This window comes from Bartonella sp. HY406 (assembly GCF_025449315.1).
Lineage (GTDB): Bacteria > Pseudomonadota > Alphaproteobacteria > Rhizobiales > Rhizobiaceae > HY038.
On sequence record NZ_CP104893.1, the window covers coordinates 609,021 to 626,002 of the forward strand.

The window sequence follows — 16,982 nt, forward strand, 5'->3', positions numbered from 1 at the left end:
ATTTTTCTTTTAAAAATTATATTTATCGAAACGGCTCCTTTTTTCAAAAGGGGCCTTTTTTCGTTTAAGAGTTCAATTAAAATTTTTGCGAAAGCATTTCCTGCTTGCTAAGATGTAGTGGTTTTCAAATAGGCCATTGAAAAATTGTCGATATTCGCACCGTGCCGGAATCTCCCATTTAAACCGGTACATCCTATTTAAATATGTAAAATCTTAATCGCATTATTTAATATCCATAAAATCTTGTTATGGAAGCCCCCACTTTTTACACCTTATCAAAGCTTTAGGGTGAAGTATTTTTCTTCATTTTAGTGTCCAATTTTGTTGGCGATTTAGTCTTTTAAATTGCTAGTTAAAATAGTGTTATAAGTTTCTTAAAAAAAATGGAACCAAATGTCTTTGTAGACGTTCATTTGTTATTAAATCAAAAAAATCGGTCGTAAATAAATCATTTAGTTAATTATAATTAAGTCGTTAATAAATTAGATTTTAATCAAAATATATTCTTTTTAAAATATTTGTTTAATTTAAATAAAGTTAAGGTTATATTTGAAAAATAATTCGTTTTCAGTAGATTATAATTTAGTTATTTAAAAATTTGCGTTTTTTTTGATTTAATACTTTGTTGTTGAAATGCGATAAATGTTATGCGGTTACAATTATTGGCGCTTTGATCATAGAAATGGATGTTATCATGAGAAATTCCACAAACATTAAATTGAAAAAATTGGCATCTAGTGCTTCTGCGGTCAAGCTTAACAATAGTTATTTCCCTCGGCTTGATATAAAGAAAGCTGCTGCTGCATTGTTGTCTGCCGGTGTTTGTTTCACATCATTTCAGGTTGGAACTGCACAGGCTGCTATTGCAATATCAGATAGTGGTATAGCTGCAAGTTCGCCCCCACAAACACGACCTGGTTCTAGCGGTGGTGGTGGCGCTAATACAAGTAACACAGGTATCGCTATGGTGGGTGACGGTGATTGCTCTATTTTTGCTGGTGATACTGTTTATTCTGGCGTTTATGGTACGGATGCGAGTACCTATTTGGGCGGAATGTATGGCTTTGGTTCTCAATCGGTTAGCCGAGACTATGCCGACCCTTCGAACGCGGCAGCTAATTCAGGTATAATTAGTTATCAAAGCGCAGAGCAATCATTTGGCAATGTAACTTTCCATGGTTTTGCAAATAGCGCACAAGTTAATAATAAAACCAATGCATATGGCGTTAACTCTTTTGCCGTTGGTTGTAATTCCAAAGCTCTAGGCGTGTCTTCAACCGCTATTGGTATGAATGTACAAGCTAATGGTACAGCAAGTATTGCGATGGGGCAGAGCTCGGTAGCAAATGCGGGCGGCACGATCGCGCTTGGTTTGTCGGCACAGGCATTGGACACTGATGCTCTTGCTTTGGGTACCTTATCTTATGCGTCAGTAAAAAACGCGATTGCTATTGGTTCCAACGCGCAAGCTACAGGTATTAGTGCGACAGCATTGGGTTCTACCGCCAACGGCAGTTCCGATGCTGGGGTAATTGCTAGCGGTGCAGGTGCAGTAGCACTTGGCGGCAATGCAACGAAGGGCGCATCTGCAACTGGAGATGACGCTATTGCCATAGCAGGTGAATCAAGTGCAGCTGGCACTTCGGCGTTAGCCATTGGCAGAGGATCTTCTGCGTCAAAAAATCTATCTATAGCAATTGGTGATGGTGCTCAAAGCTCAATCGTCGGTGGTGTTGCTCTTGGGGCAAATTCTATCGCTTCGATTGATGCTGGCGTATCAGGCTTTGATCCTTTCAGCAACGCAGCATCTACAACGACTGGTGGTACTTGGGTTAGTACTACGGGGTCAGTCAGTGTTGGCAGTGGTTCAACCATAACAAGACAAATTACTGGTCTTGCAGCAGGTACTAATGATACTGATGCAGTTAATATCGCACAGCTTAAACAAATGCGTGCTTATGCTGCCCAAGGATGGAACATATCCGTTGGTGGCGGTGACGCAAGCAATGTTGGCCTTGGAAGCCAAGTTGATTTTAGTGTTGGTAACTCTGGTAATTTGTTGGTTACAAAAGGAACAGACAACAATAATATTAGCTTTGAACTTGCAGAAAATATTGATGTAAGCAGTGTTAAAGCCGGTAATTCTTTATTGAATACGAATGGTCTTACAATCACTGTTGGTGATGGTTCAACAGCCCTTACCGCAACTGGTCTTACAATTGCTAATGGTCCAAGTGTGACAACATCAGGTATTGATGCTGCAGCTAAGAAAGTAACTAACCTTGCTGATGCAACCTTATCAGAAACTTCAACAGATGCAGTAACTGGTAAGCAATTGAATGAAACCAATACCAATTTGGCAACGACGAATACTAATCTTGATACAACCAATGCAAATTTGGCAACGACCAATAGCAATGTAACTGCGCTTAATAGCAAGGTTAATGACCATGCTACAAATATTAACGCAGCACTTGGCAGTGGTGATATTACAGATGGTACAGCGCCAAGCTTTAGCATTCAAGGCGTTGTAAAGAACAGCGTTGCTGCTGCATTATCTGCAGCTGATAGCGCAATCACAACCAATAAGGATAATATTGCAACCAATACAACTAATATTGCAACAAATTCTACTGATATTGCTAGCCTTCAAGCCAATGCTTTACAATATAGCGGCGGTGTATTTTCGGCGACCCGTAACGGTTCAGCTCAAAAAATTACTGGCGTTGCCAATGGTACTGCTGATAGTGACGCGGTAAATTATGGTCAGTTAAGTGATGCAATCAGCGGCGCTTCTTGGAGCCTTTCCGTTGGTGGTGAGAATTCTACCAAGATTGGTAATGGTGCAACCGTTGATTTTAGTGCTGGAAGTTCTGGTAATTTGTTGGTTACAAAAGGAACAGACAATAACAATATCAGCTTTGAACTTGCAGAAAATATTGATGTAAGCAGTGTTAAAGCCGGTAATTCTTTATTGAATACGAATGGTCTTACAATCACTGTTGGTGATGGTTCAACAGCCCTTACCGCAACTGGTCTTACAATTGCTAATGGTCCAAGTGTGACAACATCAGGTATTAATGCTGCAGCTAAGAAAGTAACTAATCTTGCTGATGCAACCTTATCAGAAACTTCAACAGATGCAGTAACTGGTAAGCAATTGAATGAAACCAATACCAATTTGGCAACGACGAATACTAATCTTGATACAACCAATGCAAATTTGGCAACGACCAATAGCAATGTAACTGCGCTTAATAGCAAGGTTAATGACCATGCTACAAATATTAACGCAGCACTTGGCAGTGGTGATATTACAGATGGTACAGCGCCAAGCTTTAGCATTCAAGGCGTTGTAAAGAACAGCGTTGCTGCTGCATTATCTGCAGCTGATAGCGCAATCACAACCAATAAGGATAATATTGCAACCAATACAACTAATATTGCAACAAATTCTACTGATATTGCTAGCCTTCAAGCCAATGCTTTACAATATAGCGGCGGTGTATTTTCGGCGACCCGTAACGGTTCAGCTCAAAAAATTACTGGCGTTGCCAATGGTACTGCTGATAGTGACGCGGTAAATTATGGTCAGTTAAGTGATGCAATCAGCGGCGCTTCTTGGAGCCTTTCCGTTGGTGGTGAGAATTCTACCAAGATTGGTAATGGTGCAACCGTTGATTTTAGTGCTGGAAGTTCTGGTAATTTGTTGGTTACAAAAGGAACAGACAATAACAATATCAGCTTTGAACTTGCAGAAAATATTGATGTAAGCAGTGTTAAAGCCGGTAATTCTTTATTGAATACGAATGGTCTTACAATCACTGTTGGTGATGGTTCAACAGCCCTTACCGCAACTGGTCTTACAATTGCTAGTGGTCCAAGTGTGACAACATCAGGTATTGATGCTGCAGCTAAGAAAGTAACTAATCTTGCTGATGCAACCTTATCAGAAACTTCAACAGATGCAGTAACTGGTAAGCAATTGAATGAAACCAATAGCAATTTGGCAACGACGAATACTAATCTTGATACAACCAATGCAAATTTGGCAACGACCAATAGCAATGTAACTGCGCTTAATAGCAAGGTTAATGACCATGCTACAAATATTAACGCAGCACTTGGCAGTGGTGATATTACAGATGGTACAGCGCCAAGCTTTAGCATTCAAGGCGTTGTAAAGAACAGCGTTGCTGCTGCATTATCTGCAGCTGATAGCGCAATCACAACCAATAAGGATAATATTGCAACCAATACAACTAATATTGCAACAAATTCTACTGATATTGCTAGCCTTCAAGCCAATGCTTTACAATATAGCGGCGGTGTATTTTCGGCGACCCGTAACGGTTCAGCTCAAAAAATTACTGGCGTTGCCAATGGTACTGCTGATAGTGACGCGGTAAATTATGGTCAGTTAAGTGATGCAATCAGCGGCGCTTCTTGGAGCCTTTCCGTTGGTGGTGAGAATTCTACCAAGATTGGTAATGGTGCAACCGTTGATTTTAGTGCTGGAAGTTCTGGTAATTTGTTGGTTACAAAAGGAACAGACAATAACAATATCAGCTTTGAACTTGCAGAAAATATTGATGTAAGCAGTGTTAAAGCCGGTAATTCTTTATTGAATACGAATGGTCTTACAATCACTGTTGGTGATGGTTCAACAGCCCTTACCGCAACTGGTCTTACAATTGCTAGTGGTCCAAGTGTGACAACATCAGGTATTGATGCTGCAGCTAAGAAAGTAACTAATCTTGCTGATGCAACCTTATCAGAAACTTCAACAGATGCAGTAACTGGTAAGCAATTGAATGAAACCAATAGCAATTTGGCAACGACGAATACTAATCTTGATACAACCAATGCAAATTTGGCAACGACCAATAGCAATGTAACTGCGCTTAATAGCAAGGTTAATGACCATGCTACAAATATTAACGCAGCACTTGGCAGTGGTGATATTACAGATGGTACAGCGCCAAGCTTTAGCATTCAAGGGACAGCTTATGATAATGTAAGTTCAGCTTTTAGCGGTGTTGATACAAGTTTAAATGCAATTAAGGGGCAGATTAATAGTATAGACACAGATGCACTTAAATGGGATACGACCATAAATGCGTTTAATGCTTCTCGTAATAATGACAATGGTGAAGCAACAGCTAGTAAAATCACCAATGTTGCGGCAGGCGATATAAGCGCAAATTCAACTGATGTTATCAATGGTTCGCAATTATATTCGACCAATGAGAGTATAAATTCAGTTGCGAACCTTACGTCAAGCGCACTTGGTGGCGGTGCTGATCTTGCTAATGGTGTGTTGCCAAGCTTTCAGATTTCAACCATCGTTGCTAATGATGCGCGGATGTTGCGTTCTGGTTCATTAGTTTCTACTTATGATAGTGTTGACAGTGCATTAACTCAGTTGGATACCAACATTAATGTCGTAAATGATAAAGTGGAAGCAGTTAGTAGCAATGTAAGCAATCTTAGTTCCAATGCATTGCTTTGGGATGATACAGCAGGTGCTTTTAACGCAGGCCGTACAGTTGATGGTGAAGTAACCAAGAGTAAAATAACGAATATTGCAGATGGGTCATTGGAAGAAAATTCTAGTGATGCAGTAACTGGTGGACAACTTTACTCATCAAATAGTCAGATAGCAAGTTTCCTTGGTGCTGGTGCAGCCTTTGTTAATGGTACTTGGACCGCCCCTAATTTTTTGATTAGTCAAATTGATACAAGCGGCAATAAGACCACCGCAAATTATGGAAATGTTGGTGATGCCCTTACTGGCGTTAGCAGTAGTATTGATAATGTTAACCAACGTGTCAGTGATGTGCAAAGCCAAATAGATAATATGGGTCCAGATGAGGATGCCTTGCGTTATGACGAAAGTGCTGGAGGTTATGATGCCGGATCCAAGAATAACCAACCAAATAAGATTGTTAATGTAGAAAATGGTACAATCGCTCAAAACTCAAAAGATGCAGTAAATGGTGGACAGCTTTGGGATACTAATCAAAGGATTGACCAAATTCAAAGTAACGTCAATGATGTGGCAACTAATGCTGTAACCTATGATAAGGACGAAAATGGTAATAAAACCAATTCAATTAGTCTGAAAGGAGCTGATGCCAGTAAGCCAGTTGTTATAAATAATGTGGCAGATGGCAAGATTGAGAAAGATTCAAAGCAGGCGGTAAATGGTGGTCAGCTTTATGATTATACCAAGGAGCAAATGCAAGTCACACTTAATGACTCCAAAGCTTATACAGATCAGAGAATTGAAAGCATGACTCAGAATTCGGTTGAACAAGCTAATTATTATACCGATGCTAAGTTTAATCAGCTCAATGGTAGTATTAATGATGTTCGTAAAGAAGCACGACAAGCTGCCGCTATCGGACTTGCAGCCTCTAGCTTACGTTTTGATTCAACCCCTGGCAAGATAAGTATTGCAGCTGGTGGTGGCTTCTGGAAGAGTGAAGGTGCTTTTGCAGTAGGTGCTGGCTATACATCTGAAACAGGTAAAGTACGTGCTAATGTTACAGCTACATCTGCCGGTGGTGATTTTGGTGTTGGTGCCGGTGTTAGCTTCACGTTGAATTAACCGGGAACTGCATAAATAAACCCTTGCCATATTGCGCTTAAATGTAGTTTGGCAAGGGCATAATGCATTAATTATTTTTGATGACAAAACATATATAATAAATTGGGCTATTGGGTAAATTAACCGATAGCTTTTTTTAAAAATTTAATTAAGATGTGCTTGCAATGAGCACTTTTTATCAAAACTATTCATCACTTTTGCTAAAGACATTATTCTTGTAGTTGTATATTTTGATTTGCTTTCTTTTGTAATGGCTTTACCACATTGATCAAAATTTCGGCAAATTGTTCATATTCCTTATCGCGAGGACTGCGTTCTCGCCAAAATAATGAAATGTCACGTTTAGGATGGCTATGTTTGAAGTTTAAAATTTTCAAATTTTTTAAATTGCTATCATCGATACAAGCAATTTGTGGAATAAGCGTTACGCCAAAATCATTAGCAACTAATTGCAATAGCGTGGTAAGACTGGTTGCACCATATTCTTGCAAATAATTATTGGCGCTGCAAATATCGAGCGCTTGATCACGTAAACAATGGCCTTCTTCAAGTAAAAGTAATTGTGTAATATCTATATCATCGACATTATCTACGCCGTTATTGTAACGCTGCTCTTGTTTCGAGGTGCCAAGGTAAAACGGGTCAGAAAATAAGTGTTTAGATTTTACAGCATCTATAGGAAAAGGTTCGGCAGCCAGTGCTAAATCTAAATTGCCGATAGCTAATTCACTTGCTAATGTCGTTGTTTTCGCTTCATGTAATTCTAATGAAAGATTGGGGTAGTTTTGTTTGATTACAGGTAAAAGGCTAGGTAAGAGATAAGGAGCAAGAGTGGGAATAATGCCAATACGTAAAATCCCATGAAAGGGACCGCGATACAGCGACGACATTTCATCAAGAGTTTTCACTTGCTTCAATATAGAACGAATAATCGGCAAAAAGTCACGTCCAGTAGTCGTTAATATAACGCCTTTTGGCATACGCTCAAAAAGTGGTAGGCCAATTGCTTTTTCCATTTCGGCAATTTGTACTGATAATGCTGGTTGTGATACTCCAACTTTATCAGCAGCGGCGCCAAAATGCCGAATTGTGGCTAAAGCTTCAAAATAGCGCATTTGTCTTATAGTAAACATAAATAATTCCCGACTGAATAGAATTTATTTATATGCAAAATATTATAAAATTAAATAAATTATTGATTTAATTAGAAATTACATTAAATAAATTTTCTTTTTTATACCTAATTTAGAAAGTATATTTAATTTTTAATTTTTTTATTAATCAAGATTCCTAATTAAATTAAACTAATTCCACTTTTACAAAGAAATATAAAGCATATACTGGTTTTTGATTGTTTTGTCCGCTTTGTCAGTCTTACAATTTATTAGCTTAATTTTAAATACTCAAGCGCTTGATTAATGTTAAATTAATTAGTTTTCCGGCAAAATAATTTTTATTTGAATAATTTTTAATTTGGCAACGCAATTTGCGCATTTAAATTAAATATATCATTCTTTCACTAAAGGTTGTAGCTGAAAACTTGATTAAAATTCTCCTAAAAAATGGTGGTTTTGTACAAAAAGAGTTATGTAAAGAGATATTTCACGCTTTACATAGGGTATTAGAATGGGTTTAGTAGGTTTGCTATTGTAAGGTTTTGGTTGGAAATATTATAAGCCATAAATGTGGCATCTTTGTCAGTAATATTTCATATATTGGCGCACTATGTAAACCCTAATTGGAAAGGATAATGCCAACATGAAGGTTTTGGTCTGTGTGAAGCGTGTCGTTGATTATAATGTTAAAGTTCGCGTAAAAAGTGACGGTTCAGGTGTTGACCTTGCCAATGTTAAAATGTCGATGAATCCCTTTGATGAAATTGCAGTAGAAGAAGCGATCCGCCAAAAGGAAGCTGGTGTTTTTAATGAAGTGGTTTTGGTGTCTGTCGGGCCGCAAGCTGCCCAAGATGTTTTGCGTACTGGTCTTGCTATGGGGGCAGATCGCGCCATTTTGGTTAAAACCGATAATGTTGTTGAACCATTAAATGTAGCTAAAGCGGTAAAGGCCGTAACTCAAAATGAAAAGCCTGATATGGTTTTTCTTGGCAAACAAGCAATTGATGATGATAGCAATCAAACCGGTCAAATGCTTGCTGCATTATTGGCATGGCCGCAAGCAACCTTTGCTTCAAAATTGGAAATGGCTGGTGATAAGGCAATTGTTAGCCGCGAAGTTGATAGCGGTATTGAAACAATTGCAGTGACGCTGCCCGCCGTTTTAACGGTCGATCTTCGTTTGAATGAGCCCCGCTATGCTTCCCTTCCTAATATTATGAAGGCGAAGAAAAAGACAATTGATGAATTGAGTCTTGAAGAACTTGGTGTTGATGCAAGCCCACGTCTAAGCGTTTTAAAAGTTGAAGAGCCGCAGGGGCGCAAAGCAGGTATTAAAGTTGCAAGCGCTGAAGAGTTGGTAGCTAAACTTAAAAATGAAGCCGGAATTTTTTAAGGAAGGGATGAAAATGGCAATTCTTATTTTAGCTGAACATGATAATGTGAACCTTTCCGAACAAACGGCAAAGACCTTGCTTGCAGCGCAAAAAATCGGTGGAGATATTGATATTTTAATTGCTGGGCATAATGTTGGTAATATTGCCGCTGCTGCTGCAAAGCTATCTAGGGTTAGAGCTGTATTGGTAGGGGATGCTCCCCATCTGGAGCACCAATTGGCAGAGCCTGTTGCCGATCTCATGCTATCGCGCAGCAATTTTTATGATTATTTGCTAAGCCCTGCAACTTCTAGGGGTAAAAATATATTGCCGCGCGTTGCGGCTTTGCTTGACGTGATGCAGATTTCAGACATTGTAGAAGTGGTTGATAGCAGCACATTTAAGCGCCCCATCTATGCAGGTAACGCTATTGAGACGGTAAAAAGCAGTGAAGATAAAAAGGTTATCACTGTGCGCACAACGGCGTTTAGTGGTGCTGTAGAAGAAAACGGTAATGCCAGAATTGAAGCAGTTGGCGTACCGGAAGATAAAGGCTTATCGCAGTTTATCAAGGCTGATGTTACTGCCAATGAGCGGCCTGAACTCACCTCTGCGAAAGTGATTGTGTCAGGTGGACGTGCCTTTGGTTCAGAAGAACATTTCATGCAGCTTTTATTGCCGCTTGCTGATAAATTAGGCGCTGCGATTGGTGCAAGTCGTGCGGCGGTTGATGCAGGCTATGCCCCTAATGATTGGCAGGTTGGCCAAACTGGTAAGGTGGTTGCGCCAGCACTTTATATTGCCATTGGCATTTCTGGCGCAATTCAGCATTTGGCTGGCATGAAAGATTCAGGCATTATTGTTGCTATTAACAAGGACGAAGAAGCACCGATCATGCAAATTGCTGACTATGCTTTAGTGGGCGATTTATTTGATATTGTACCAAAGCTAAACGACTTGCTTTAATTCTTGGTGGACTATTTAAAAATAAGGGGCATCTTTAGGCGTATTATTCGGCTATTGATGCCTTTTTTCCACTATTGAGCGCTTTTCAACAATGGTTTTTAACCATTGTTGAAAAGCAATAAGTGGTGGGTGGTTTGCCTGCTTTTCTGGCCAAACCAACCAATAGCTGCCTAAACCGTCAATATTAGGCTTTAATATAGGTATAAGCTGACCACTTTCCATTGCGCCATGGGCTAAATATTGCGGTAAGAGTGCAACGCCAAGACCAGCCATTGCCGCTTTCATCATTGGTTCAAAATGATCGAAAATCATTGCGGTTTTAAAACTTGGTGATTGGCCGCCTTGATGTGTAAACCAATTTTCCCAAGCCTTGGGGCGGGTTTCTAATTGCAATAATGCCAGCCCTTCCATATCTTTGATAGTTTTAATTGGTTTTTCATGTAAAAGCGCTGTTGAAATATAAGCCGTTAGTTTCTCATCAAATAATTTCATATGATTGGCATCGCGCCAATCAGCCTCACCGAAGTGGATAGCTGCATCAAAATTTTCCTTGTCAAAATTAAAGTGTTTTAATCTTGTGGCAAGTTTAACAAAAATTTGCGGATGCGCTTTGTTAAAATCGGCGAGGCGTGGCACAAGCCAATCACTACTAAAAGCCGGTAAAACTGAAAGTGACAGCGTGTCGCTATGGGTTGTTAGCTGTATACTAGCATTTTCAATAAGGTTTAAAGCCTTGGCAATGTGGTCGGCATAGGTGAGTGCATCTTTGGTCGCGATGAGTTTTTGTAATCGGCGATGAAAAAGTTGTTGTCCTAATTGCTTTTCAAGGTTTTGTACCAAACGGCTTACCGTGCTTTGCGTCAGGTTAAGCGCACGCGCTGCGGCCGCAGTTGAGCCGGTTTTTAAAACCGCTTCAAACGCAGTTAATTGGCTGATTGATGGCAATAATCGGCGTGAGCGCATGTTCCCCTATGCATTTTATACATTACCTTAAAGCAAAATAGCGTTATCATTCTTAAAGTGCAATGCTTATCTTGAAGAGAGAAAGAGTTGGGATATTAGGAGGAATAAAATGTCTAGTGGATTGGCTTCCCGTTCACCCAAGGGGGTTGCATTTAATTGGCAGGATCCATTTTTTTTGGACGATCAGCTTAGCGATGAAGAACGGATGATTAAGGAAACGGCTGCCGCTTTTGCGAAGGCGGAATTATTGCCGCGCATTGAAGAAGCTTATCTTGATGAGGAAACAGATCCACAATTATTTAAGAAAATGGGGCAGGCGGGGCTGCTTGGTATCACCTTACCAGAAAAATATGGGGCAGCGAATGCAGGCTATGTCGCTTATGGTCTTGTTGCAAGAGAAGTAGAGCGAATTGATTCAGGGTATCGCTCGATGATGAGTGTCCAATCGTCCTTGGTAATTTACCCGATTTATGCCTTTGGCTCAGAAGTGCAGCGTGATAAATATTTGCCCGGTCTTGTTGCTGGTGATCTCATTGGTTGTTTTGGTTTGACTGAACCTGATGCTGGTTCTGATCCAAGTGGCATGACGACAAGGGCTGAAAAGATAGACGGTGGCTATCGGCTGCATGGCACAAAAATGTGGATTTCCAATGCCCCTATCGCTGATGTTTTTGTGGTTTGGGCAAAATCTGCCGCCCATAATAATGCTATTCGCGGCTTTATTCTTGAAAAGGGCATGAAAGGTCTTAGTGCCCCTAAAATTGGCGGCAAGCTATCTTTGCGTGCATCAATCACCGGTGAAATAGTGATGGATGGGGTTGAAGTGGGCGATGATGCAATGTTGCCCAAAGTGCAAGGTTTAAGTGGGCCTTTTGGCTGCTTAAACCGCGCGCGCTATGGTATTTCATGGGGGACAATGGGGGCGGCAGAAGATTGCTGGCTTCGTGCACTGCAATATGGCTTGGAGCGTATTCAGTTCAAACGACCGCTTGCCGCCAATCAGCTTTACCAAAAAAAGCTTGCCGATATGCAAACAGAAATTGCCCTTGGTTTGCAGGCATCACTAAGGGTTGGGCGGTTAATGGATGAGGGTAAAATGGCGCCTGAAATGATTTCGATTATCAAGCGCAATAATGCGGGCAAGGCTTTGGATATCGCGCGCCAAGCACGTGATATGCATGGTGGCAATGGTATTCAGATCGAATATCATGTGATGCGTCATGCACAAAATCTTGAAACGGTAAATACCTATGAAGGCACCCATGATATTCATGCTTTAATTTTAGGGCGAGCACAAACAGATATTCAAGCATTTTTTTAAATTAGGGGGATGCTATGGGAGAGGATAATAAGGCGCCATTAGACGGCATAAGAGTTGTTGAATTGGCACGGGTTTTGGCTGGTCCTTGGATTGGGCAAACCCTTGCTGACCTTGGTGCTTGTGTCATTAAGGTTGAAAGCCTAGAGGGAGATGATACGCGAAAATGGGGACCGCCCTTTGTTGAACGCCAAAATATAAACGGTGATATCGATAAGACAGCGGCTTATTTTTACTCTGCCAATCGCGGCAAGGAATCTGTTTTGTGTGATTTTAATGATGATCAGCAATTGGCAAAATTAAAAGAGCTCATAAATGATGCTGATATCCTCGTTGAAAACTTTAAGCATGATGGTCTTAAAAAATATGGGCTGGATCATGCAAGCCTTAGCGCTAGCAATCCGCGGCTTATTTATGCTTCTGTAACCGGATTTGGACAAAATGGCCCGCGAGCTAGCCAGCCAGGCTATGATTTTTTGATCCAAGGCATGAGTGGGATTATGGATTTAACCGGCAATCCCAAAGGGGATCCGCAAAAAGTTGGTGTGGCATGGATTGATATTTTTACCGGTCTTTATGGTGTGATCGCCATACAAGCGGCTTTATATGAACGGCTAAAATCGGGTAAAGGCCAACACATTGATCTTGCATTATTTGATGTTGCAGTGGCAATGTTGGCTAATCAGGCAAGTAACTATCTTTATAGTGGAAAAGTACCCCATCGTTTAGGCAATACCCATCCCAATATCATGCCCTATCAGGTTTTTCCTGCAAAAGATGGCTTTGTTATTATTACTTGCGGCAATGATCGTCAGTTTGCTAATCTGTGCCAAAGTTTGCAGCTTAATCAATTGGTTGGCAATCCACTTTATGAAAATAATGGTAAAAGATTAGAAAATAGCAAGAAGCTTGCCGAAATCTTAAGCGAAAAGACGGCCCAAAAAACACGGGCTGAACTTATTGATTTAATGGGCAAGGTTGGTGTCCCATGTGGGCCAATCAATACGGTGGCAGACGCAATTAATGATCAGCAAATAAAAGCACGCAATTTAAAAATTGAAGTGGAAGGTTTCCCATTGTTGCGTAGCCCCATTCTTTTTTCACGTAGTCCCATGGTTTATGAAAAAGCGCCACCTGTTCTTGGTAACATGAATTGGCAAAGCGCAAAATGGCCAAATGCAGCAACAGTCACCCCAATGTTATGCCGTGAAGAAATTATTAATCTTAAGATCGAATGTGATAAAGAGGAATAAAATGGCGATTAAAACCATAGGTATTATTGGGGCAGGGCAGATGGGTAGCGGTATTGCGCAAACTTTTGCTGCTGCCGATTATTCGGTTCTACTCAACGATTTAAGCGAGGAAAGCCTTAAAGCAGGGATTGCAAAAATTGCTGCCAATTATGATCGGCAAATCTCACGCGCTAAAGCAAGCCAAAGCGACAAGGATAAAGCCTTGGCGAATATTACCACGAGTTTAAGCCTTGGTGATATTGGTAGATGTGATCTCATTATCGAAGCAGCTACCGAGCAAGAAGTGATTAAGAAGCAAATTTTTGATAAATTAAAACCCCATGTAAGCGATAAAACCATCATTGCGTCCAATACGTCTTCAATTTCGATAACGCGTCTTGCCGGCTATAATCAAAACCCTGCCCAATTTTTGGGTATTCATTTTATGAACCCAGCACCAGTGATGCAATTGGTTGAAGTTATTCGTGGTATTGCAACTGATGATGATAGTTTTAATGCTGTGCTCGATGTGGTAAATAAAATCGGAAAAGTTGCTATCAAATCGGCAGATTATCCAGCCTTTATCGTCAATCGGATATTAATTCCGATGATTAATGAAGCAATCTATGTGCTTTATGAGAGTGTTGGCAATGTTACCGATATTGATAATGCCATGAAGCTTGGCGCAAACCAGCCAATGGGGCCATTAGAACTTGCTGATTTTATTGGCCTTGATACTTGCCTTGCTATTATGAATGTTTTGTCGCAAGGCTTTGTTGATTCAAAATATCGCCCATGTCCACTATTGGTGAAATATGTTGAAGCAGGGTGGCTAGGGCGTAAGAGCGGCATTGGCTTTTATGATTATCGCAATGGCGAGCCAATCGCTAGTCGTTAAATCATTTTGGCTTAAAATAACATAGTCAATCATAATTGATGTTGTTGATCATTGCCTGTTTTGTGCTTATGTGTGCTGCGTTTCTTCCATTGTTTATAAATGCAACAAAATATGCGCTGGTTAAAAAAATGTCTTTTTCCCTCTTGCCAAAAGAAAATTCATGACATAAAAACGTTATGTTATTTTATAACATTTAGTTTGTGGAAAAATTTTGTTCATGAAAGAGGCTTGGTTTATGTCTGATATTATTTCAAAATGCGTGGGTGCATTTGGTGCAACAGCACTTCTTTTAACTCCAGTTGCTAGTTTTGCAAATAGTGGCGCGCAGCAGGTTGCCGCCGCAGAACATGATCACGCCCATGAGCATTCGCACGCCCACGCCCATGATGAAGAGCACGGCCACAGTGATCCAATTTATAAGGGCTATTTTAAAGACGATCAAGTAAAGGCGCGCGAACTTACCGATTGGGATGGTGATTGGCAGTCCGTTTATCCATATTTAATGGATGGCTCGCTTGAAACTGTTTTAGAAGCTAAAGCAAAAAAAGGTCCGCAAACGATTGAGGAATATCGGGATTATTATAAAACTGGTTATAATACCGATATTAATCGCATTGTTATTGATGGCAGCAAAGTCACTTATTATAAAAACGACAAACCTTATAGCGGCGAATATGCTAGCGATGGTCATGAAATACTCACCTATAAAAAAGGCAATCGTGGTGTAAGGTTCATCTTTAAAAAGATATCTGGCGATGCTGATGCACCACAATTCATCCAATTTAGTGATCATGGTATTTTCCCAGCTAAGGCCGAACATTATCATCTTTACATGGGTAATGACCGCGCTGAATTGCTAAAGGAAATGGATCATTGGCCAACCTATTATCGCTCGTCATTAAATGCCAAGCAAATTGCTGATGAAATGCTTGCCCACTAAAATTGTTAAGCTGATTTAAAAGTTTTCCGATCATGATCATTCCCATGATCGGCGCGCGCCAGAATGTTTATGTATAAGCTCCAATTTATCACACCTATTCTGGCGCGCTTTTTTTGTTTAAAAATTCAATAGTGATAGTTAAACTGCTCTATCAAAAATATTGGCTTTAGGGCCAGGACCTATTAATTAGCATTGGTAAAAAATTTTGATTTTGTTGACGATGTCTTTATATGGGCTCATATAAAACCGACATATATTTAACCGAAATTCTAAACACCAATTGAAATCTCGGTCTGTTAACCAAACGCGGTAAGCATTATTAAACTGCTTTTGAAGTTCCTTCAGGATATCATAGCAATTACCGCCAAAGTAATCTTCTTGCAGCTCGCCTAGTTAAATAAACATAGCCATAAATAATTAGGCTTTTTCTTATGTTACTTAACCATTTACCAATATTTTGATCGCCACGTTCGAAAATGATGGGTATAGATTTTTGGCTATTTATATAACTAAATTCCCAAGGAAAATTATTATCCAGTTTTTGATCTAGCTTTTGCTTATCCAATTTGTTTTTAAAAATGCTTAGTTGCTTTTTGGGATACAGATGGCGCCACCATCTTTTTCATTTGCAATTATATGTAAGATTTTAAAATACTTTGTTTTTTTATTTGCGCAGTGGTTTTTTGTCTTTATAAGATTAAATAGTTTATTCAATTTAAGACTGCAACGCAAATTTCAATCAAGGCTAAAAATGAAAAAAATTACAATCCTTCTTGGTGGGCAGTTAGAAGTAACGCCGCGATTGATGGGGCAAATTGCTGGGAGTACTGTTATTGCTGCTGATAGTGGTATTCGACATGCTGAAACGTTGGGTGTTGAACCTTTCTTATGGTTAGGTGATTTTGATTCGACCCAAGAAGCAGATATTGCCCGCTATAGAGAAATTCGTCGCCAATCCTACCCTGTTGAAAAAGACATGACGGATGGCGAAATTGCCGTTCATGTAGCATTGGCTGAAGGAGCTGATGAGATCATTTTATGTGGGGCTTTTGGTGGTAGCCGTAGCGATCATGCCTTATTGCATATGACCATGGCGGCCGCTTTAGCACAAAAGGGTGTGAAGCTTTTATTGACAAGCGGCGGCGAGGAGGCAACCCCTCTTGCGCCTGGCGATCATGTATTTGATTTGCCTGATGATACGCTGTTTAGCATCATTGCATTTTCGCAAATGTCAGAATTATCTATTCAAGGTGCGCATTGGCAATTGCAAAATGCCCAATTGGATTTTGGCTCTTCGCTTACCTTATCAAATAGGGTGCAAGGTACGCTTTTTGTGTCATTTGAAAATGGTTCTGGCATTCTTATTGCAAATTTGAAAGAATAATTGATTAAATATAGCTTTTAGCAGTCAATCTTTGTAAGATATCACAATTATTCATCACTTGTTCATCAGTTATAGAATAAGTTAACGATAAAGCATGATTTCATGGTAACAAAAAAGTTGACTGATAGGCTATTTATTCTGACTTTTTTTAGCCGTATTATCAACACATGATAGTGAAAT

10 protein-coding genes are annotated in these 16,982 nt (G+C 40.0%); 8 read left to right on the top strand and 2 right to left on the bottom strand.

Annotation, left to right across the window (positions count from 1 at the left end):
• The first annotated feature begins 694 nt into the window (after positions 1–694).
• Positions 695–6,613: a YadA-like family protein gene (locus N6B01_RS02465; protein ID WP_262079773.1), complete on the top strand. Its 5,919-nt coding sequence runs from the start codon at positions 695–697 to the stop codon at positions 6,611–6,613.
• Positions 6,614–6,822: 209 nt separating this feature from the next.
• On the opposite strand, the gene N6B01_RS02470 is transcribed toward N6B01_RS02465, so the two are convergent.
• Entirely contained in the window at positions 6,823–7,746 is a 924-nt protein-coding gene (locus tag N6B01_RS02470) for a hydrogen peroxide-inducible genes activator (RefSeq protein ID WP_262079774.1), read from the bottom strand.
• Positions 7,747–8,371: 625 nt separating this feature from the next.
• Between N6B01_RS02470 and N6B01_RS02475 the strand changes: the two genes are divergently transcribed.
• On the top strand, positions 8,372–9,121 hold the full coding sequence (locus tag N6B01_RS02475; protein WP_262079775.1) for an electron transfer flavoprotein subunit beta/FixA family protein: 750 nt from the start codon (positions 8,372–8,374) through the stop codon (positions 9,119–9,121).
• Between the two features lie 13 nt (positions 9,122–9,134).
• Positions 9,135–10,067, top strand: coding sequence for an electron transfer flavoprotein subunit alpha/FixB family protein (locus tag N6B01_RS02480; protein ID WP_262079776.1), 933 nt, complete (start codon positions 9,135–9,137; stop codon positions 10,065–10,067).
• A gap of 51 nt (positions 10,068–10,118) precedes the next feature.
• Here the strand turns inward: N6B01_RS02480 and N6B01_RS02485 are convergent, their stop codons facing one another.
• Positions 10,119–11,030 (bottom strand): LysR family transcriptional regulator, encoded by a 912-nt coding sequence (locus N6B01_RS02485; RefSeq protein WP_262079777.1) that lies wholly within the window; start codon positions 11,028–11,030, stop codon positions 10,119–10,121.
• 109 nt (positions 11,031–11,139) lie between these two features.
• Between N6B01_RS02485 and N6B01_RS02490 the strand changes: the two genes are divergently transcribed.
• The 5 genes from N6B01_RS02490 (at position 11,140) to N6B01_RS02510 (ending at position 16,802) form a co-directional block, all read left to right on the top strand.
• On the top strand, positions 11,140–12,351 hold the full coding sequence (locus tag N6B01_RS02490; RefSeq protein ID WP_262079778.1) for an acyl-CoA dehydrogenase: 1,212 nt from the start codon (positions 11,140–11,142) through the stop codon (positions 12,349–12,351).
• Positions 12,352–12,365: 14 nt separating this feature from the next.
• Positions 12,366–13,601: a CaiB/BaiF CoA transferase family protein gene (locus tag N6B01_RS02495; protein ID WP_262079779.1), complete on the top strand. Its 1,236-nt coding sequence runs from the start codon at positions 12,366–12,368 to the stop codon at positions 13,599–13,601.
• 1 nt (position 13,602) lies between these two features.
• Positions 13,603–14,478 (top strand): 3-hydroxybutyryl-CoA dehydrogenase, encoded by an 876-nt coding sequence (locus tag N6B01_RS02500; protein ID WP_262079780.1) that lies wholly within the window; start codon positions 13,603–13,605, stop codon positions 14,476–14,478.
• A 235-nt stretch (positions 14,479–14,713) separates the two neighbouring features.
• The gene (locus N6B01_RS02505) at positions 14,714–15,418 is read left to right on the top strand and encodes a ZinT family metal-binding protein (protein WP_262079781.1); all 705 of its coding nucleotides are present in this window, start codon (positions 14,714–14,716) and stop codon (positions 15,416–15,418) included.
• A gap of 751 nt (positions 15,419–16,169) precedes the next feature.
• Complete coding sequence (locus N6B01_RS02510) at positions 16,170–16,802, top strand: thiamine diphosphokinase (RefSeq protein ID WP_262079782.1); 633 nt, start codon at positions 16,170–16,172, stop codon at positions 16,800–16,802.
• Positions 16,803–16,982 lie beyond the last annotated feature (180 nt).

What these genes read in the sequence shown, in the direction of transcription:
- N6B01_RS02470 (WP_262079774.1), bottom strand. Translation starts at nt 7,746, where the DNA reads ATGTTTACTATAAGACAAATGCGCTATTTTGAAGCTTTAGCCACAATT.
- N6B01_RS02480 (WP_262079776.1), top strand. Translation starts at nt 9,135, where the DNA reads ATGGCAATTCTTATTTTAGCTGAACATGATAATGTGAACCTTTCCGAA.
- N6B01_RS02485 (WP_262079777.1), bottom strand. Translation starts at nt 11,030, where the DNA reads ATGCGCTCACGCCGATTATTGCCATCAATCAGCCAATTAACTGCGTTT.
- N6B01_RS02490 (WP_262079778.1), top strand. Translation starts at nt 11,140, where the DNA reads ATGTCTAGTGGATTGGCTTCCCGTTCACCCAAGGGGGTTGCATTTAAT.
- N6B01_RS02505 (WP_262079781.1), top strand. Translation starts at nt 14,714, where the DNA reads ATGTCTGATATTATTTCAAAATGCGTGGGTGCATTTGGTGCAACAGCA.
- N6B01_RS02510 (WP_262079782.1), top strand. Translation starts at nt 16,170, where the DNA reads ATGAAAAAAATTACAATCCTTCTTGGTGGGCAGTTAGAAGTAACGCCG.
- N6B01_RS02465 (WP_262079773.1), top strand. Translation starts at nt 695, where the DNA reads ATGAGAAATTCCACAAACATTAAATTGAAAAAATTGGCATCTAGTGCT.
- N6B01_RS02500 (WP_262079780.1), top strand. Translation starts at nt 13,603, where the DNA reads ATGGCGATTAAAACCATAGGTATTATTGGGGCAGGGCAGATGGGTAGC.
- N6B01_RS02495 (WP_262079779.1), top strand. Translation starts at nt 12,366, where the DNA reads ATGGGAGAGGATAATAAGGCGCCATTAGACGGCATAAGAGTTGTTGAA.
- N6B01_RS02475 (WP_262079775.1), top strand. Translation starts at nt 8,372, where the DNA reads ATGAAGGTTTTGGTCTGTGTGAAGCGTGTCGTTGATTATAATGTTAAA.